At 65.0% G+C, this 18,659-nt stretch carries 15 protein-coding genes; 12 read left to right on the top strand and 3 right to left on the bottom strand.

Translation table 11 applies throughout. From position 1 onward, the window contains the following. Nucleotides 1-139: 139 nt before the first annotated feature. Entirely contained in the window at nucleotides 140-958 is an 819-nt protein-coding gene (locus ACP16H_RS05585) for an ABC transporter substrate-binding protein (protein ID WP_425071276.1), read from the top strand. Nucleotides 959-975: 17 nt separating this feature from the next. Here ACP16H_RS05585 and ACP16H_RS05580 read toward each other — a convergent pair whose 3' ends face one another. After that, nucleotides 976-2,190: a PLP-dependent aminotransferase family protein gene (locus tag ACP16H_RS05580; RefSeq protein WP_425071275.1), complete on the bottom strand. Its 1,215-nt coding sequence runs from the start codon at nucleotides 2,188-2,190 to the stop codon at nucleotides 976-978. Nucleotides 2,191-2,320: 130 nt separating this feature from the next. Here ACP16H_RS05580 and ACP16H_RS05575 point away from each other — a divergent pair, with 130 nt between their 5' ends. Both ACP16H_RS05575 and ACP16H_RS05570 read left to right on the top strand, forming a co-directional pair. Continuing rightward, nucleotides 2,321-3,133 (top strand): amino acid ABC transporter permease, encoded by an 813-nt coding sequence (locus tag ACP16H_RS05575; protein ID WP_425071274.1) that lies wholly within the window; start codon nucleotides 2,321-2,323, stop codon nucleotides 3,131-3,133. Next, nucleotides 3,130-3,858 carry an amino acid ABC transporter ATP-binding protein gene (locus tag ACP16H_RS05570; RefSeq protein ID WP_425071273.1) on the top strand — a complete coding sequence of 243 codons (729 nt, stop codon included), beginning with the start codon at nucleotides 3,130-3,132 and terminating at the stop codon, nucleotides 3,856-3,858. The genes ACP16H_RS05575 and ACP16H_RS05570 overlap by 4 nt, the downstream gene beginning before the upstream one ends. A 136-nt stretch (nucleotides 3,859-3,994) precedes the next feature. On the opposite strand, the gene ACP16H_RS05565 is transcribed toward ACP16H_RS05570, so the two are convergent. Beyond that, on the bottom strand, nucleotides 3,995-4,504 hold the full coding sequence (locus tag ACP16H_RS05565; protein ID WP_425071272.1) for a hypothetical protein: 510 nt from the start codon (nucleotides 4,502-4,504) through the stop codon (nucleotides 3,995-3,997). Between the two features lie 312 nt (nucleotides 4,505-4,816). Here ACP16H_RS05565 and ACP16H_RS05560 point away from each other — a divergent pair, with 312 nt between their 5' ends. Continuing rightward, nucleotides 4,817-5,137, top strand: coding sequence for a hypothetical protein (locus ACP16H_RS05560; protein ID WP_425071271.1), 321 nt, complete (start codon nucleotides 4,817-4,819; stop codon nucleotides 5,135-5,137). A 168-nt stretch (nucleotides 5,138-5,305) separates the two neighbouring features. Here the strand turns inward: ACP16H_RS05560 and ACP16H_RS05555 are convergent, their stop codons facing one another. After that, nucleotides 5,306-6,541, bottom strand: coding sequence for an NAD(P)/FAD-dependent oxidoreductase (locus tag ACP16H_RS05555; RefSeq protein WP_425071270.1), 1,236 nt, complete (start codon nucleotides 6,539-6,541; stop codon nucleotides 5,306-5,308). An 89-nt stretch (nucleotides 6,542-6,630) separates the two neighbouring features. Between ACP16H_RS05555 and ACP16H_RS05550 the strand changes: the two genes are divergently transcribed. The 8 genes from ACP16H_RS05550 (at nucleotide 6,631) to iolE (ending at nucleotide 18,659) form a co-directional block, all read left to right on the top strand. Beyond that, nucleotides 6,631-8,790, top strand: a complete 2,160-nt coding sequence (locus ACP16H_RS05550; protein ID WP_425071269.1) for an SH3 domain-containing protein — start codon at nucleotides 6,631-6,633, stop codon at nucleotides 8,788-8,790. A 20-nt stretch (nucleotides 8,791-8,810) separates the two neighbouring features. After that, nucleotides 8,811-11,213 carry a DUF4384 domain-containing protein gene (locus tag ACP16H_RS05545; RefSeq protein WP_425071268.1) on the top strand — a complete coding sequence of 801 codons (2,403 nt, stop codon included), beginning with the start codon at nucleotides 8,811-8,813 and terminating at the stop codon, nucleotides 11,211-11,213. A gap of 10 nt (nucleotides 11,214-11,223) precedes the next feature. Continuing rightward, on the top strand, nucleotides 11,224-11,937 hold the full coding sequence (locus tag ACP16H_RS05540) for an OmpA family protein (protein WP_425071267.1): 714 nt from the start codon (nucleotides 11,224-11,226) through the stop codon (nucleotides 11,935-11,937). A 92-nt stretch (nucleotides 11,938-12,029) separates the two neighbouring features. Next, on the top strand, nucleotides 12,030-12,506 hold the full coding sequence (locus ACP16H_RS05535; RefSeq protein WP_425071266.1) for a MarR family winged helix-turn-helix transcriptional regulator: 477 nt from the start codon (nucleotides 12,030-12,032) through the stop codon (nucleotides 12,504-12,506). A 326-nt stretch (nucleotides 12,507-12,832) separates the two neighbouring features. After that, complete coding sequence (locus tag ACP16H_RS05530) at nucleotides 12,833-13,864, top strand: LacI family DNA-binding transcriptional regulator (RefSeq protein ID WP_425071265.1); 1,032 nt, start codon at nucleotides 12,833-12,835, stop codon at nucleotides 13,862-13,864. A gap of 149 nt (nucleotides 13,865-14,013) precedes the next feature. Continuing rightward, complete coding sequence (locus tag ACP16H_RS05525) at nucleotides 14,014-15,912, top strand: bifunctional 5-dehydro-2-deoxygluconokinase/5-dehydro-2-deoxyphosphogluconate aldolase (protein ID WP_425071264.1); 1,899 nt, start codon at nucleotides 14,014-14,016, stop codon at nucleotides 15,910-15,912. Between the two features lie 19 nt (nucleotides 15,913-15,931). Continuing rightward, a complete protein-coding gene (gene iolD / locus ACP16H_RS05520; RefSeq protein WP_425071263.1) occupies nucleotides 15,932-17,755 on the top strand; it encodes a 3D-(3,5/4)-trihydroxycyclohexane-1,2-dione acylhydrolase (decyclizing) in 1,824 nt (607 codons plus the stop codon). A 4-nt stretch (nucleotides 17,756-17,759) separates the two neighbouring features. Then, entirely contained in the window at nucleotides 17,760-18,659 is a 900-nt protein-coding gene (gene iolE / locus ACP16H_RS05515) for a myo-inosose-2 dehydratase (RefSeq protein WP_425071262.1), read from the top strand.

Here is an 18,659-nt window from a genome sequence, read left to right as displayed (position 1 = left end):
CGGGTCGGCGGGCGGGCGATGCGCTTCAGCGCGAGTCCCGTCCCCGACGCGGCCCGGCGGCACGGCGCAAATTGACATCGCCTTGCGACACGACCAAGCTTCCTTCGGACCCAAGCCCCCGCCCGAAACGGAGCCCCTCGTGATGAAACTCTTTACCCTCACCGCCCTGACCCTCTCCCTCGCCAGCGCCGCCGTGGCGCAGAACGACTGCGCTGCGGGCAAGACCCTGCACGACGGCAAGCTGACCATCGCCACCGGCAATCCCGCCTTCTTCCCGTGGGTGATCGACGATACCCCCGAATCCGGCCAGGGGTTCGAGGCCGCCGTCGCCTACGCCGTCGCCGCCAAGATGGGGTTTGAACCGGACGCGGTGGACTGGACGCGGTCCAGCTTTGACCAGGCGATCCAGCCGGGCGCGAAGGATTTCGACATCAATCTCCAGCAATTCTCCATCACGCCCGAACGTCAGGAAGTTGTCGATTTTTCAATTCCTTACTACAGCTCTGCCATGGCGGTCCTGACCACGCAGTCCGTCATCGACAAGGGCGCCGAGGCGACCCTCGACAGCCTCAAGACGCTCAAATGGGGCGCGGATGCGAACACCACCGCCGTTGCCATGCTGGCGCAGCTGATTGCGCCGAAGGTCGGGCCAAACCTTTACAACGACAACGTGGACGTGACCGCCGCCATGCAGGCGGGCCAGATCGACGCCGCGCTTTTTGACTTGCCGACGGCGTTGTACCTGTCCGCCGTGGTGGTGCCCGATGGCAAGATCCTCGGCCAATTTCCGGCGGATCGCACCGAGAACCCCGACCAGTTCGGCCTGCTCATGGCCAAGGACAGTCCGCTGAAGCCCTGCGTCGACGCTGCCCTGCAGCAGCTGATCGACGCCGGCACCCTCGCCGAGATCGAGAAAGCCTGGCTCTCCGAAACCACCGGCGTTCCGGTCATCGAATAACCCGCGCGCTCGGGTATTCAGCTTGTATACAGGCGCAACAGCCGCCCGAGCCGCTTCATCCCCTCGTCGATCTGCGCATCCTGCGCGCAGGAGAACGACAACCGCAGCGTGTTCTTCCCGGACCCATCCGGGAAGAACGCACCTCCCGGCACAAAAGCCACCTTTTCCTCGCGGAGCGACCGCGCCAGAACCTCGGCGGCATCCAGCCCCTTGGGCAGCGTCACCCAGACGAACATCCCGCCCTCGGGCCGCGTCCAAGTCACCCCCTCCGGCATTTCCCGCGCCAGCGCCGCCAGCATCCGATCCCGCCGCGCGCCGTAAACCGCGCGCAGCCGCGCGACATGGCGGTCGAACAACTCCCGCGCCACCCGTTCCGTCGCCATCTGGTTCAGCGTCGGCGAATGCAGGTCGGCAGCCTGTTTCAGCAGCACCAGCCGCTCGATCACCGGGCTGGCCGCGCAGACCCAGCCCACCCGCAGCCCGGGCGCCAAAGTCTTGGAGAACGACCCGCAATAGATCACCCGCGACGACTCGATCCCGCCCGAGCGCGCGACATCCGTCGCCAGCATGGGCGGCACTGCTTGGCCGTCATAACGCAGCGCCTGATAGGCCCCGTCCTCGATCACCGCGATCCCCAGCGCCTCGGCCCGCTCCAGCAGACGCAGCCGCCCCGCCGCATCCAGCGTCTCCCCGGTGGGGTTGGCGAAATCCGGCGACAGGTAGGCCATTTTCACCCGTCCGCCCGCCGCCTCGGCCTCGGCCTGCACCGCCTCGGGCGCCGCGTTCGACCAGACATCCAGCGGCACATACCGCGGCTCGCAGGCATTGAACGCGCCCAGGGCCCCAAGGTACGTCGGCCAGCCGACCATCACCGTATCCCCCGGCGTCACCAGCAATTTCCCAAGGTAATCAAGCGCCTGCTGCGATCCGGACGTGATCAGGATGTTCTCCGGCCCGCAGGGCACGCCGATGGTGCCCATGTGCCCGGCCAGCCATTCGCGCAACGGGCGATAGCCCTCCGAAACGGAATACTGCAACGCTTGCCCCGCGCCCGCGCCGGACAGCGCCTCGGCCATGGCGCGCGCGTAATCCTCTGCCGGGAAGAGCGCCGGATCGGGGATGCCGCCCGCAAAGGACAGGATATCGGGCTGATCCAGCAGCTTCAGCAACTCGCGGATTTCCGAAGCCTTCATCCGCTCCATCCGCCGCGCCAACAGGTCCGTCCAATTCATCGTAACCGCTCCTCCGAAGACCGCCGTCAAGGGCTACGCCCGCGCAATTAGGTCTGCAATACTTACCTATCTGTGAAACACAATCGTGAACCATTTGACAGCCCCGCCCCGCGCGGCAAAAGTCACCCCGATGACCACACGCCGCCAGATCTACGAGACCCGCCAGCGCCGCCGCGCCAACCTGATCGCCGCCGCCTCCACCGGTGCGGTCATCCTTGCGCTCGTGCTTCTCGTCCCCCTCGCCCCGGGGTGGGAAGCGGTGCAACGCGCCTTCTTCAACGGCGCGATCTTCGCCAAGACCTTTCCCGGCCTGCTCAACGCCTTCCTGCTGGATGTGGCGATCTTCGCGTGGTGCGCGCCGCTCATCGCCGTCCTCGCGCTGGCCCTCGCCATCGCCCGCGACCTGCGCAACCCTGCGTTCACACCGCTGCGCCTCGCCGCGACGCTCTTCATCGACGTGTTCCGCGGCCTGCCCGTGATCCTCGTGATCTACCTCGTGGGCTTCGGCGTTCCTGGCCTCGGCCTGCCGCGCCCCTGGAACTCGCCCTACATCTGGGGCTCGCTCTCCCTCATCCTGGTATACGCCGCGTATACAGCCGAGGTCATCCGCTCAGGCATCGACTCCATCCACGCCAGCCAGCGCTCTGCCGCGCTCTCGCTTGGCCTGTCGAACGCCGACACGCTGCGCTACGTGATCCTGCCACAGGCCATCCGCCGCGTGATCCCGGCCAACATGAACCTCTTCATCGCCTTGCAAAAGGACGTGGCGCTCCTCAGCTTCATCGGCCCGGTCGAGATCTTCCGCCAGGCGGGCGTCTACAAATCCCTCATGGCGAATTTCACCCCCTACGTCGGCGCGGCGCTGATCTTCCTCGTCATCACCATCCCCGCCACCCGCTACGCCGACCACCTCATGTCCCGGCAGAAACGCGACCGCACATGACCCGCCTGACGCTGGAAAACATCCGCAAGTCCTTTGGGTCCAACCAGGTCCTGAACGGCATCGACCTCACCGTGGACACCGGCCAGATGGTCTGCCTGATCGGCGCGTCCGGCTCGGGCAAATCCACCCTGCTGAAATGCCTCAACCTGCTGGAGCCCATCGACAACGGGCGTATCCTGCTGGACGGACAGGATATTTCCGAACCGGGCCTCGACCCGCAACCGATCCGCCAGCGCATCGGCATGGTGTTCCAAAGCTTCAACCTTTTTCCCCACATGACCGCGCTGGACAACGCGCTGCTCGCGCCGCGCCGCGTCCACCGCTTACCGCGCTCCGACCTGCTCCCCCGCATCCAATCGCTCTTCGACCGCTTCGGCCTCGCGGACCGGATGCACCACTACCCCGACCAGCTCTCCGGCGGCCAGCAACAGCGCACAGCCATCGTCCGCGCCCTCGCCATGCAGCCCGAGATCATGCTCTTTGACGAGATCACCTCCGCCCTCGATCCCGAGCTGGTGGGCGAAGTCCTGGACGTCCTGCGCCAACTCCGCACCGAGGGCATGACCATGATCCTCGCCACGCATGAAATGGCCTTCGCCCGCGAACTGGCCGACACGGTCTGCTTTCTCGACGCGGGCCGCATCCTCGAACAGGCCCCACCCGCCGAGCTGTTCACAAACCCCAAACACCCCCGCACCCGCGCCTTCCTCGCCCGCGTCCTGTAACCGCCCCCGCCATTCACCCGCGGTCTGGCCCCACATCGTGTTGGTCTGCTTCGAGCCCCAGTTGCTTGATTGCACCAGTGCAGCGAACGACCGCTTTCGTGTGGTGAAAAGATGCTATAGCCGATAGTTGATTAGGTCACGAAACCAAGGGCTTGCAGCTTTCCAAAGTGAATGCCGAGAGCGTCGAAGTTTCTGCGAAATCCCGAGCGATCAGTGCCGTTTGGCAGTCCCGTGGTATCGGCCCCGCATCGGTATTGGCGACAAACACGTAAATCCTGACAGTGGAGCCGTCTTCTCGCATGAAGTCGACGCGTCGCGCGATCAGTTCGGGATCAAAGGCAGGTTCCAGGTTGTTCCAGTTTTGCTGATCGCCACGACGTTCAAAGTATGACTTCGCAGCATCCCAGTCTTGCGCAAGCAGGGCGACAATCTCTGGCCCTGTCTCCGGCCCGGGCGAGCTATTGAGATCCACCGACTGCAACCGGCCTGATGAATCCAACGCCATGGCGTCATCTATGAAAGACCGGTCATCTTTGAAAAATGAATTGAAGTCCCCCATGACCATCATTCGAAAACGCCCCTCGGCGGCCGCAGCCGTCTCCACGCAGAGCAAGGCGGCGACTATCGCCAGAACTCGATAGATCATTGGGTGCACACTTTACCAGATAGGGGCTTTGCGCCAAATCTCTGGCACAAAAGCCTTCTGCCGCCAAGACCGCTCGGTCTTGAAAAAGCAGGACCAAAAATTCCGCAAGAACGGCAGTGGGGCCGCACGCACCGTAAGCATCGAATTCGAAAGCAGCCTACATTGCTTTGCCGATCAGCGCCCGCCATTCCTCCGCGGTCTGTCCTCACATCGTGCTGGTCCGCTTCGAGCCCATGTTGCCAGATGCTGCGCTATGCATGAAAGTCGGCAACGCGAATTGAACGCCCCTCCCTTTGCCCATATACAAAATACATGTATTATGTTGTTTCCGTCTTTATTTTAGTTCTGGCTGCAAATGCCCTCGTAGCATTTGGGATCGCCTTCTATTGGCAGGCAAAGGTCATCTTCACATTGTTCGGGGTCGCGAACTGGAACCATGCGTCTGTTCCGTGGAAAGATTTAGCCAACCCAAATGGCGTCAACAATACCTTCGGTCGTTTCATCGCAGGTGAGATTTTTCCCGAGTTACGGCGAAAATGGTCTAAAGCTGTTGGATATGTGGCGGTGAGTTTCTTGACGCTGTTTTTGGTGGGCGGTTTTGTACAGATAGTCGCCCCAGAATACCTTCCGTGAAAGCAGTTCCAGGGGACATCGCAAACAAAGCAGCCGTTCAACTTCTGTGATCCAACGGCGGTTTCGTCCCGCTTGGCCGACCACGTCGCTGTGCCCCTTCATCTTGATCCAAATACCCTCGGGGGTGTGGGGGCAGAGCCCCCACCGGCGTAGCCGAAGCGACGCCGTTCACAATCTCAGCGTCACCGCCGCCGCCCAGTCCACCACCTTGCCACGCAGCCCGCGAAACGCCACCGCCTCTGGCCCGGTCAAGGGCAGCGGCAAGGCCCCGCCGCCCCCCGCCAGCATCCCCGCCAGCGCCCGGCCAAAGACCGTCCCCGTCGTCACGCCGCGCCCATTGTAGCCCACCGGGCAATACAGCCCCTCGTCCAGCTGCAGGATGCGCGGCAAGTGGTCCGGCGTCATGGCAATCTGCCCGTCCCAGGCCGCCTCGAACCGCACCTCGGCCAATTCCGGATACCACTTGCGCAGCACCCGCCGCGCCCAGTCCACGCTGGCCCCGGCCTCCGCCGTGCCCTCGAGCCGCCCCATCGTTCCCAGCACCAGCCGCCCCGCCGCATCCTTGCGCAGGGACTTCATGACCAGCCCGGTGTCCCACAGCCCCTGCCGCCCTGGCAGCACATGCGCTGCCGCCGCGCCCAAGGGCTCCGTCGCCAGCTGCTGATAATGAATGACCGAGAAGCACCGCGCCACCTCGGGCCGCAATTCGGCGGAATAGGCGTTGGTCGCCAGCACCACCGCGCCCGCCTGCGCCGCGCCGCCGTCAAAGGACACGACCCAGCCCGCCCCGTCCCGGCGCAGCCCCGTCACCGGCACGCCTTCGGAAATCGCCGCCCCCGCCGCCGTCGCCGCCCAGGCCAGCCCGCGCGCATAGCCCAGCGGGTTCACCGTGCCCGCCCGCCGATCCAGCAGCCCGCCCGGAAAGGCCCGACACCCCGCTGCAGCATACATCTCCTCTGCGCCCAGCATCTCGACCGGGGCGCCGCGCGCGGTCCAGGCCGCGTGCCGTCCGCGCAGTCCTTCCAGCCCGCCCGCCGAATGCGCCGCGTGTAGCGTGCCCTCGCGCGTCGCCTCACACCGGATCTGGTGCTTCTCGATCAGTTCGAACACCAACCCCGGCGCGTCGGCGAACAGGTCGAGGAACGCCCGCCCCGCCGCCGCCTCCAGTTCCGCAGGCGGCAGCCACAGCCCGGCATTCACCAGCCCGACGTTGCGCCCCGACCCGCCCGCGCCGATCTCGCCCGCCTCCAGCACCTGCACCGACAGCCCCGCCTCGGCGGCGAACAGCGCGGTCGCCAGCCCGGTATAGCCGCCGCCCACGACCACCACGTCACAGCGCGACGCGACCTCCCCGGCAAAGCGCCCCGCCTCCGCCGTCTTTCGCCATAGAACCGCATTTCCCATCTGGTCGGGTTTTCCCTCGTTGACTGATGACGCGCCGTCACCGAACATGATCCCTGTTGTAGACAAAGTCTTTTTCGGAGGGGAAGCCTGTGCGTGCATTGTCCATCCTCGCGGCCCTCGTCCTGCCCACGCTGGTGCAGGCGCAGGAATTCGTCGGCTTCGACAAGGAAAGCTTCGGCCGCGTCGTGCTGAAACGCAACCAGGTCGTGGTGATCGACCGCGAGGACGGCTCGACCCCGGCCCTCACGCCCACCGCCAGCGAGGAACTGAACGAGCCCATCACCAACTACGCCCCCGAAAGCGCCTTTGCCCAGATGGGCCGCTCGGTCGGCCGCCTCGACATCCTCACAGACGCGGGCGTCTTTCCCTGCACCGCCTTCATCGTCGACGCCGACCACATCCTGACCAACTACCACTGCATCCCCGGCGTGACCGAGGACTCCCGCGTCGGCGCCACCCGCATCGACGCCGCGCTCTTCTGGGCGGGCTACACGCAACAAGGCGTCGAGGAAGGCGCCCGCAGCTACACCGTCCTGCCCACCCCCGTCGAGGCCAGCGAGAAACTCGACTACGCCGTCCTGCGCGTGATTGGCGATCCCTCCGAGGACTACGGCTTCCTCGAACTCGCCTCCGCTCAACCCGTTGACGGCGCGCCCTATTTCGTCGTCGGCCACCCCCTGGGCGAGGCGCAGCGCATTTCCCGCGACAAGTGCCGCGCCAACCGTCCCGCCGTCTCGGGCGGGCGTCTGCTGCACACCTGCGCCACGCTGCCCGGCAACTCCGGCTCGCCGGTGATCGACAACGACGCCCGGCTGGTGATCGGCCTGCACAGCTCCGACTCCGGCAGCGACGCGGTCAACATGGCCGTCCCCATGGCCGAGATCCTCGCCAATTCGCAGGTGCTCAAGGCCGCCATGCGCAGCGGCGTCGTCACCCCGACGCAGCCCCCTGCCCCCGGCCCGCAAGCCAACCTCATTTGCGACAAGCTGTATGAAAAGGCCGAGGCGCTCGACCAGTGCTACGCCTACGAGGCCTACCTCGCCACCTGCGCTGACCACCCCTTTGCCGTCCTGGCAAAGGGCTACGTGGACAACCAATGCGCGGACGCCCCCGCCACGCCGCCAACCCCGGTCGTCACACCTCCTACACCGACGCCGACACCGACTCCCAGCGTCCAATGGCCATCATGGTGCAGCGCCAGCCGCCTCAACCCGACCGAGTCGACGATCTGCTCCGACCCCTACCTCGCCGGACTCGATTCCGACCTGAACGCCGCCTACAGCCGTCCCGCCCGCAGCGTCACCTCGCAAAATCAGGGCGCTTGGCGCACCGGCACCCGCGACGCCTGCGGAGCGGACGCCAGCTGCATCGCCCGCGTCGTGCTGGACCGCATCAGCTACCTGCGCACCCCCGCCCCCTCTGGTGGGTCAACAGGCGGATCATCGGGCGGCTCCACCGGCACCGTCCCCGGCAACTACGAACTGTCGACCTCCTGCTACATCGTCACCGCCTCCCGCCCCTCCCTGTCCGAGGCCAAGGCTTTCATCCAGCAATGGTTCGGCAACGGCGCGGGCGTGCGCGTGTTCAAATCCTCGAACGGCTACTACGGCATTGCCGTGGAAACCGTGTCGAAATCCTCCGCCGACAGCCGCATCGCGCAACTGAAATCCGCAGGCCGCATCCCCGGCGACAGCTATTGCTCCACCGGCTCCCGCTTCGTCGAAGAAGTCCTGTGGAACGGCGGCACCTCTGGCAACACCGGCGGCGGCTCTGGATACACGATGTATATCGACAATACCTCGTCGCTGAACGTCCGCGCCGGACCCGGCACCGAATACGGCCGCATAACCGCCGTCGATCGCGGCACGCAGGTGACCGTGATCGGCTCCAGCGGCGACTGGGCCAACATCCGCGTGGGCGGTACAACCGGCTGGGTCTCGGCCAAGTACCTCAGCAGTTCGAAACCCTCCGCGCAGCGCCAGTGCTACGCCACGGTGACCAACCTCAACCCCTACAGCAGCCGCACCCGCGCCGATGGCTCGGGCTACCTCAACGTCCGCTCCCAGCCCTCGACACGGTCCGCCATCGTGTCGGAAACCTACCTCGGCGACACCATGCGCGTGTACGCCCAATCGAACGGCTGGGCGCAGGTCAGCTGCGTGCAGGGGCAATGCCTGCGCCCCTACAACGGCTCCGGCTCGGCCACGGGCTGGGCCTCGGCCAAGTACCTCGCCGTGCGCTGCAACTAAGGCCCAAAAGGAGACCCGCCATGAAGATCCTCAAGACGGCCACCATCCTCGCGACACTGGCGACACCGCTCGCCGCACAGGACCCCTCGATCCTGATCGACCTCGACGTCTCCCTGAACGGGATGCCCCTGCCCAACGATGCCACGCACGCCGAAAGCGAAGCCTACGCCGTGCTGGAAAAATACTGCGCGGGCTGCCACCAGCAGGGCGCATTGAAGGACGGGCTGACCAACCCGAAATCCGGCTTCGGCCATGTCCTCGACACGCGCCGCCTTGCGCAGGACCCGAAATTCATCGCCGCGGGCGACCCGGCAAAATCCAAGCTGTATCAAGTCATTGCCGGTGGCGCCCCCGCCATGCCCGACAATTGCTGGGACCCGTCCTGCACCCCCACAGCCGACGAGCTGGCCGCGTTGGAAACATGGATCACCGCGCTGGGTGAGGCCGCGCCCGAGGCGCGCAAGTTCGTCTCGCTGACGCAGACCTATGAGGCCGCGCTGAGGGACCTCGAAACCCAGCCTACCAACCGCCGCGAACGCATCCGCTATGTCTCCATGCGCCCGCTGTGGAACGATTCCGAGGTCACGCAGGAAACCTACGACGCCTATCTCGCCGCCACGGTGAAACTGCTCAACGCCCTGTCCTTCAACCCGAACGTCTACCGGTTCGAGAAGGTCGAGGATCAGGGCTTTCTCCTGCGTGTCTTCCTGCCCGACCTGAACTGGACGCCCGACACATGGACCCTGCTGGAGGACGCCTATCCCTACGGCATGATGTCCGACACCGATCCGCATCTGTCGACGCTGCAAAGCCTCACCGGCGCGCGCATTCCCGTCCTGCGCGCCGACTGGCTGGCGGCGAACGCCTCTGCCGCGCCTTTGTACTATGACGTCCTCGGCCTTGCGGACACCTTGCAAGGCCTGCAACAGCAGCTTGGCTTCAACATGCGCGACAACATCCTGAACGAACAGGTGGTGCGCGCGGGCTTTCAGGATTCGGGCGTGTCCACCAACAACCGCCTGATCGAACGCCACCCCCTCGGGACGGGCATGTTCTGGACATCGTACGATTTTTCCGGCTCCAAGGGGCGGCAAAGCTTCTTTGAATACCCGCTCGGCCCCGTCTCGGCCCATGGCGAGGAGCTGTCCTTCCACGAAGACGGCGGCGAGTCGATCTTCACCCTGCCGAACGGCTTTCACGCCTATTACCTGAACACCACCGACGGCACGCGCCTGAACGTCGGCCCGACCTCCATCGTGCGCGACACCGATTACCCGGACGGCACGGGCGAGGTCATCAACGGCATCTCCTGCATGTCCTGCCATTCCAAGGGGATACGCCTGAACGACGACCACGTCCGCGAAGTCGCCCTGAACAACCTCGCCCTGCCGCCCTCGGTCCGCCAGACCGTCGACGCGATCTACCCGGGGCGCGAGGTGGTGAACGACTACTTCCAGAAGGACATGGACGCCTTCTTTGCCACTTTGGAAAAGGCGGGCATCCCGGCGGATACCAAGGCCGCCGGGCTGGAGCCAATCCGTGGCCTCTTTGTATACCACGTCGATTACTTCATCGACTTCGAGCAGGCCGCGAACGAGCTGGGACTGACGGCAGAGGAAATGCGCGCCCGCATGGCCTTTGCCGGGTCGGAAAATGCCTCCCTGCTGACCCGCCTTGACGTCTCGCCCATCGCGCGCGACGAATGGACCGCCGTCTACCCGGTGCTGCTGGAAAAGCTGACCGACTACCGCCCGATGCAGACCGGCCACCGCACCACGGCGGCCCTGTCGCATTCGGTGAAGCAGGTGGTCCAGGGCACGCCCTATGACACCACCGGAACGGCGCAGGCGACGCCCATCGTCACCCATGCCGACGCCCGAATAGCGGGGCAAACCTATGATCCGCAACAGCATTCCGTCGCCACCCGCAGCCACCTGACCGTCTACACGGACAAGCCCACCTACAAGGTCGGCGACCCCCTCCGCGTCTTCATCGAACCGCGCCACGACTGCCGCCTGACGCTGATCTCCATCGACGACGACCACGATTCATGCGTTTTGTACCCCTTCCCCGGGCTGCCCGATGTGGTGATCCCGGGCGGTACACAATATGTATTCCCGCCGCAGGGGGCGCTGCGCACCTCCGAACCGGGGCTGGAGACCATCCTCGCAATCTGCAACGGCTCCGACGCCGCCATCAAGGCCGAGCGCAGCGGCACCAACACCGTCTCCTGCTCCGCCTCGCACCAGCCGCTGTCCAAGGAAACCTACACCGGCCTCGTCACCGAGACGCTGATCCTCGACCTCAACCCCGGCGGCGGCGACGACCTGAAAACCGCGTCCGGCGCCGACTACCGCGCCGTCTCATCCCACAACCCCGACGTGACAAAGGCGCAGATCAGCGTCACCGTCACCTCGAACTGAGGGCCCCGCCATGCGCCTCGCGACCCTCCTCCTCGCCCTCGCCCTCCCCGCCACCGCGCAGGAGGCCGAGATCTTCATCCCCGGGCGCACCACCCTCGCGCCCGCGCCCCAGCAACAACAGCCGCAAAACGCCCTCGCCCGCTGCCTCGCCAATCCCGACGCCACCACCTGCGCCGGGGCCACCCTCGCCCCCGATGGCGTCGTCACGGAATCCACCGCCTCGGACGTGCAGTTCGAAACCCTCGTGCTGGACCTCAACGCGGGCACCGTGACCTCGACCCCGACACCGCCCGCGCAGCCCACCAACTACACGACCCAGCCGACCACCGGCACCACCGCCCTCCCCTCCGTCGCCATCACGATCGAGTTCGACTTCGACTCCGACCGCATCCGCGCCGACCAGTCGGGCAAGCTGTCGACGATCGTCGCGGCCCTCTCCGACCCGGCCCTCGCGGGCACCTCCTACGCCGTCATCGGCCACACCGATGCAAAGGGCAGCGCAGGTTACAACTGCGACCTCTCGCTCCGCCGCGCCGCCTCGGTCACGCGCGCCCTCGACGCCGCCTATGTCACCCTGCCGCTCTACCCCGTGGGCTTCGGCGAGCACGTCCTCAAGGACGTCTACAACCCCAACGCCCCCGCCAACCGCCGCGTCACCTTCATGCGGTTGCCCGACCAGCCGGGGGCCGTTCTTCAGACCACCGCCGCCGTCTGCCGCTATTGATGCAACAACCTGTTTGCGCACCGCCCAGTTGACAAGACAATCATAAGGCGTTGATCTTCCCGGACGAAAAACAACCAGTGAAAGGGGTAGACATGAGCGCGATGGATCGCACCTTCGAAGAGCAATCGAATACCGCACCGGGCCGCTTCCTGACCTTCCGTCTTGCCCGTGTTCAGGCCAAACTGAACGCCCAGTCCTCGCGCATCCTCAAGGAACACGCCGGGATCACCCTCACCCAATGGCGCCTGATCTCGCTGATCGGGGCAGCCGGGCGCACCACCGCCGCGCATCTGTCGCGCGAAGTCGCCATGGACAAGGGGCTGATCTCCCGCAATATCAAGACGATGGTCTCTGACGGCTGGGTCCGCATCACCGTCGACCCCGAGGACAACCGCGCCCAGCATCTCGAACTGACGGACACGGGCATGGCCATCTTCCTCGACACGCTGCCCCGGATGCGCGCGCGTCAGGACCAGCTGCGCGCCCTCTTCGATCACGAGGAAGAGGCCATCTTCAACCGCGCCCTGGACAAGCTCGACCGCGTTGCCGACGACCGCGACTATGGCTGAGGCGACACATTAACCTATTTTTCTGCGCCCTGCCGAAAACGGTTAACAACCGGCCGGAAAACCACGTGAAACCGGCCGGTTCTGCCCTTAACGGGCGGAAACCCTGGTAAATATCTCCTGAAACCCTTGTGCACACACCGCCGCGCACCCCCACCAATGGTAGGCGCGCGTTGCGTAAACCCTTGCGAACGCTGCATTAATTTCAAAAATCTTAACGCTGGATTGCAAGAGTCGCGCCGCAAATGCGCATCGCCGCTTGCGGAAATCCTTGCAAAACACATCATCGTCACCCATCAAGCCAAGACAGCTATTCGGGAAATGACGCCATGGCCAGCCGTCCCACCATCACCGACCTCGCCCGCGAGGCGCAGGTTTCCGTCGCAACCGTCGACCGCGTGTTGAACGGGCGCGCCAAGGTGCGCGAGGAAACCGCCCGCCGGGTCTACGAGGCAGCGCAGCGCATCGGCTACCACGCCGCCGCGCTGATCGGGCAACGCATGATGGCCGACCTGCCGGAAATCCGCTTCGGCGTCGTCTTCAACAAGGAACGCCAGCCCTTCTATCAGGACTTCCGCGACCAGATGGAGGCCGCCATCGCCCGCGCCACCGGCATCCGGGGCCGCATGATCGTCGAATTCGCGCCGTCGCAAAGCCCCACGGATTTCGCCGAACTGATCGAGAAAGTCTCGCACCGCGCCGACGCCATCGCCGCCACGGCCGTCAATCACATGCAGGTGACCGACACCATCACCCGCATTCAGGAACGCGGCGTGCCCTGCTTCTCGCTGCTCAATGACTTCGCCCAGGGCGTGCGGCAATCCTACATTGGAATCAACAACATGAAGGCCGGTCGCGTGGCCGGTCACATGCTGGCAAAGTCGATTTCAAAGCCCGGAAAGATCGCCGTTTTCGTCGGCGGCTTCCGCTGGCACGGCCACGAACTGCGCGAGACCGGCTTCCGCTCCTACTTCCGCGAACACGGGCCGGACTTCCAGATCCTCGACACTTTGGTGAACCTCGAAACCCGGCAACTGACCTACGAGGCGACGCTGGAACTGCTGCAACGCCACCCCGATTTGCGCGGTCTTTACTGTGCCGGGGGCGGGATGGAGGGCGCCATCGCCGCCCTGCGCGAGGCGCGGCAACCGGGCGAGGTTTCGCTCGTCGTGCATGAATTCACCGCCGAAAGCCGCGCCGCGCTGGCAGATCGCTTTGCCGAGATGGTCATCGCCACGCCGCTGCAACAGCTCTGCGAGGCCTGCGTCGGGCTGGTCACCGAGACCCTGCAATCCGGCGCGCCCTCCACGCCCGGCCAGCTTTTCCTGCGCCCCGATCTTTACCTCCCGGAGTCTGTCTAGCGCTATCAGATCCGCCCTCGCGCATCTCTCATACATGAGAGGAAACGCCCGGGTGCCGTTGACCGGAGGCCTCATGATCCGTCAGGTATCCCGTCAATGAGGCGGCTCCCCCGGGATGCTGCGGGAGATTCTGTTTCAAGGGCTATGACATGACCAAACCCCTCGACGTCATCACGATCGGGCGGTCCTCGGTGGACCTTTACGGCGCGCAGGTGGGCGGCCGGCTCGAAGACATGGCCAGCTTCAACAAGTACATCGGCGGCTCGCCCACCAACATGGCGGCAGGCACCGCGCGGCTGGGTCTGAAATCGGCCCTCATCACCCGCGTCGGGGACGAGCACATGGGCCGCTTCATCACCGAGCAACTGGCCCGCGAAGGCGTCGACACGCGCGGCATCGTGACCGACCCCGAGCGTCTCACTGCGCTGGTGATCCTCGGCATCCGCGATCAGGAACAGTTCCCGCTGATCTTCTACCGCGACAACTGCGCGGACATGGCATTGTGCGAGGATGACATAGACGAGGCCTTCGTCACGCAGGCCCGCTCCGTCGTGGCGACCGGCACGCATCTGTCGCATCCCCGCACCGAAGCCGCTGTTCTCAAAGCACTTAACATCGCCCGCGCGAACGGGATGCAGACCGCGCTGGACATAGACTACCGTCCGAACCTCTGGGGTCTGTCGGGACACGGCGACGGCGAGAACCGCTTCATCGCCTCGGACAAGGTCACGGCAAAGCTGCAATCGACCCTGCATCTCTTCGACCTCATCGTCGGCACCGAAGAGGAATTCCACATCGCGGGCGGCACCACCGACACGATTCAGGCGCTGCGCAATGTCCGCGCTGTTTCGGGCGCGACGCTTGTCTGCAAACGGGGCCCCATGGGTGCCGCAGCCTTCGAAGGCGAGATTCCGGAGTCTCTGGACGACGGCCAGACCGGACCCGGCTTCCCCATCGAGGTGTTCAACGTCCTCGGCGCCGGGGATGGCTTCATGTCCGGCCTGCTGAAGGGCTGGCTGGACGGCGAGGACTGGCCCACGGCGCTGACCTACGCCAACGCCTGCGGCGCCTTCGCCGTCTCCCGCCACGGCTGCGCGCCCGCCTACCCCTCCTGGACCGAATTGCAATTTTTCCTCTCACGCGGCGTGAAGGAAAAAGCCCTGCGCAAGGACAAGGCCCTGGAACAGATCCACTGGTCCACCAACCGCAAAGGCGATTGGTCCACCATGCGCGTCTTTGCCTTTGACCACCGTATGCAACTCGAAGACCTCGACGGCGCGACCGACGCCAAGATCGACGCATTCAAGTCGCTCTGCCTCGACGCGACGCACAAAGTTGCGAACGGCCAGCCCGGCTACGGCATCCTCTGCGACGGCCGCTTGGGTCAGCAAACCCTGTTCAAGGCAGCGGGCACCGGTCTGTGGATCGGCCGCCCGGTAGAATGGCCCGGCTCGCGCCCCCTGACGCTGGAACCGCAGATCGGCCCGGACTACGGTGGGTTGAACGAATGGCCGCTGGAACACGTGGTGAAATGCCTCGTCTTCTATCACCCCGATGACAGCGCAGAACTGAAGGCCGAGCAGGAGGCGACCGTTACCCGCCTTTTCCACGCCTGCCGCCGCAACAACCTTGAATTCCTGCTGGAAATCGTGGCGTCGAAAAATGGCGACCTGACCGACACCACAACCTCGGACGTGATCCAGCGCTTCTATGACATCGGCATTTACCCGGACTGGTGGAAGCTGGAGCCGCTGACCACCGACACCGCCTGGCAGAATGCCTGCGTCGCCATCGAGCGCAACGACATGTATACACGCGGGGTCGTCGTGTTGGGCCTCGGCGGCAGCATCGACAGCCTGTCTGCGTCCTTTGAAGAGGCCGCGAAGTTCCCGCTGGTGAAAGGTTTTGCCGTGGGACGCACCCTTTTCGCGGACGAGGCGAAACAATGGATGACTGGCGCGCTGGACGACGCCACCGCCGTGCAGCGGATGCAGGACAAATACGCACAACTGTGCAAGATCTGGGACGACGCGCGCGCCAAGGCGTAAGCGGTCGAGGGAGGAATAAATGGCAACGATCCGACTGACCGCCGCACAGGCAATGGTCCGCTACCTGTCGAACCAGATGACCGAGGGCGGCGAACGCTTCCTCGAAGGCTGCTGGGCGATTTTCGGTCACGGCAACGTCGCGGCACTGGGCGAGGCGCTGTACCACGCGCAAGACGACTTCCCCACGTGGCGCGGCCACAACGAACAGACCATGGCGCACACCGCCATCGCCTACGCCAAGCAGCTTGGCCGCAAGCGCGCCATGATGGTGACGTCCTCCATCGGCCCGGGCGCGCTGAACATGGTGACCGCCGCCGCATTGGCGCATGTGAACCGCCTCCCGGTGCTGTTCGTCCCCGGTGACGTGTTCGCCAACCGAGGCCCCGACCCGGTGCTGCAACAGATCGAGGATTTCGAGGACGGTTCCATCAGCGCCAACGACTGCTTCAAGCCCGTTTCGCGTTATTTCGACCGCATCACCCGCCCCGAACAGCTGCTGACCGCCCTGCCCCGCGCCATGGCAACCATGACCGACCCGGCGCAATGTGGTCCCGTCACACTGGCCTTTTGCCAGGATGTGCAGGCCGAAGCCTACGATTGGCCCGCAGCCTTCTTCGAGCTGCGGGTCTGGTACACACGTCGTATACGCCCGGATCATCACGAACTGCACCGCGTGGTGCAGGCGATCAAGGCGGCGAAGAAACCGCTGATCGTCGCCGGTGGCGGCGTGCATTACTCCGGCGCCTGCGATGACCTGCAACGTTTTGCCGAGAGCCACAACATTCCCGTCGTCGAGACGCAGGCAGGCAAATCCGCCCTCGCTTGGGATCACCCTCTGAACCTCGGTCCTGTGGGTGTGACTGGTGCCGCCAGTGCCAATATCGCCTGCGCCGAGGCCGACCTCGTGCTCGGAGTCGGCACAAGGTTCCAGGATTTCACCACCGGCAGCTGGACTGTATTCAACTCGAATACAACGCTGGTCAGCCTGAACGTGAACGCCTACGACGCGGTGAAACACGGCGCGCTGCCGCTGCAATCGGACGCCCGCACCGGCCTGACCGAACTGGCGCTGGAACTCTCCGGCTACGACGGCCACGCTCCTGACCCCAGCCTGAAGGCCGATTGGTTCGCCTTGGTCGACCCGCTGACCGAAGCGCCCACCGACGGCAACCAGCTGCCGACCGACCAGCAGGTCATCGGCGCGGTGCAGCGTGCCTCTGGCCCCGACACCGTTGTAATGTGCGCCGCAGGCACCATGCCGGGCGAGCTGCACAAGCTGTGGAAGGCCCCGCGCCCCGGTGCCTACCACATGGAATATGGTTTCTCCTGCATGGGTTACGAGGTGGCCGGCGCCATCGGCATCAAGATGGCGCAGCCCGAGCGGGACGTGATCTGCATGGTCGGCGACGGGTCCTACATGATGGCCAACAGCGAACTGGCAACCGCCGTCGCCATGGGCATCAAGATCACCCTCGTCATCACAGACAACCGCGGTTATGGCTGCATCAACCGGCTCCAGATGGGCACCGGCGGAGCGGAGTTCAACAACCTGCTCGACCACTCCTCGGCGGCGCAGACCAACATCGACTTTGCCGCCCACGCCGGGTCGATGGGTGCAGCTTCGGTGCATGTCGGCACCATCGCGGAACTCGAAGACGCGCTCGCACGGGCCAAGGACGCCACCGGCCCCTTCGTCGTGGTGATCGACACCGACCCCTACCCCAGCACGCCACACGGCGGGCATTGGTGGGATGTCGCCGTGCCGGAAGTGTCTGAGCGCAAACAAGTAAACGACGCCCGCAAGGGCTATGAAACCGCGCTTAACCAGCGCAACCAGGGATAACACCATGACCGTCAAGATCGGCATCTCCCCCATCGCGTGGCAGAACGACGACCTGCCCGACCTCACCGCCGCCTACACCATGGAGCAGGCGTTGAAGGAAAGCCGCGAGATCGGCTACACCGGCGTCGAGCGCGGCCAGCGCATGCCACATGACACCGAGGGCCTGCGCAGCTACCTCGACAAGTACGACATCGCGCTGTGTGGCGGCTGGTGCTCGGGCAACCTGCACGTCTCTCCGGTCGATCAGGAGATCGCGGCGGTCACCCAGCAGGTCGACCAGTTCATCGCGCTGAACAGCCCCTGCATTGTATACGCAGAGTGTTCAAACACGGTGCAGGGCATGATCAATACCCCCGTCAACGCCCGCCCCAACCTCGGGCGCGACGAGGTGCTGGGCTACGCGGCAAAGCTGTCGGAGGTCGCCAAGTGGATGCAGGATCGCGGCATGCAGATGGCCTATCACCATCACATGGGCTCGATGATCGAGTCCGAGGATGACGTGAACTGGCTGATGGAAGGCTCGTCCGACGAAGTCAAACTGTGCTTTGACACCGGCCACCTGCTGTTCGGCGGCGGCGATGTGATGGCGACCATGGACCGCTGGGCACACCGTATACACCATGTACACTTCAAGGACATCCGCCCCGACGTGGTCAAGGACGTGCGCGCCAACGACCGTTCTTTCCTCGACGCAGTTATCGCGGGCGCCTTCACCGTGCCCGGCGATGGCTGCATCGACTTCCAGGCGGTCGCAACAAAGCTCAAAGCCATGGACTACAGCGGCTGGATCGTCGTCGAGGCCGAGCAGGACCCGGCAAAGGCCCCGCCCTTCGAGTATTCGCAGAAGGGCTACCAGCACATCCTCGACGTCTGTGCCCAGGCCGGCCTGACGGTCGAAGCCTGA

This window comes from Sagittula sp. S175, from assembly GCF_049800975.1.
Classification (GTDB): domain Bacteria; phylum Pseudomonadota; class Alphaproteobacteria; order Rhodobacterales; family Rhodobacteraceae; genus Sagittula.
Note: the sequence above shows the minus strand (reverse complement) of the source record. Positions and strands in the feature narration are given on the sequence as shown.

Bases quoted from the DNA above. Each gene is read 5' to 3' on its own strand.
- ACP16H_RS05555 (WP_425071270.1), bottom strand. From the start codon at position 6,541: ATGGGAAATGCGGTTCTATGGCGAAAGACGGCGGAGGCGGGGCGCTTT.
- ACP16H_RS05525 (WP_425071264.1), top strand. From the start codon at position 14,014: ATGACCAAACCCCTCGACGTCATCACGATCGGGCGGTCCTCGGTGGAC.
- ACP16H_RS05560 (WP_425071271.1), top strand. From the start codon at position 4,817: ATGTATTATGTTGTTTCCGTCTTTATTTTAGTTCTGGCTGCAAATGCC.
- ACP16H_RS05570 (WP_425071273.1), top strand. From the start codon at position 3,130: ATGACCCGCCTGACGCTGGAAAACATCCGCAAGTCCTTTGGGTCCAAC.
- ACP16H_RS05545 (WP_425071268.1), top strand. From the start codon at position 8,811: ATGAAGATCCTCAAGACGGCCACCATCCTCGCGACACTGGCGACACCG.
- ACP16H_RS05535 (WP_425071266.1), top strand. From the start codon at position 12,030: ATGAGCGCGATGGATCGCACCTTCGAAGAGCAATCGAATACCGCACCG.
- iolD (WP_425071263.1), top strand. From the start codon at position 15,932: ATGGCAACGATCCGACTGACCGCCGCACAGGCAATGGTCCGCTACCTG.
- ACP16H_RS05540 (WP_425071267.1), top strand. From the start codon at position 11,224: ATGCGCCTCGCGACCCTCCTCCTCGCCCTCGCCCTCCCCGCCACCGCG.
- ACP16H_RS05565 (WP_425071272.1), bottom strand. From the start codon at position 4,504: ATGATCTATCGAGTTCTGGCGATAGTCGCCGCCTTGCTCTGCGTGGAG.
- ACP16H_RS05580 (WP_425071275.1), bottom strand. From the start codon at position 2,190: ATGAATTGGACGGACCTGTTGGCGCGGCGGATGGAGCGGATGAAGGCT.
- ACP16H_RS05575 (WP_425071274.1), top strand. From the start codon at position 2,321: ATGACCACACGCCGCCAGATCTACGAGACCCGCCAGCGCCGCCGCGCC.
- ACP16H_RS05530 (WP_425071265.1), top strand. From the start codon at position 12,833: ATGGCCAGCCGTCCCACCATCACCGACCTCGCCCGCGAGGCGCAGGTT.
- iolE (WP_425071262.1), top strand. From the start codon at position 17,760: ATGACCGTCAAGATCGGCATCTCCCCCATCGCGTGGCAGAACGACGAC.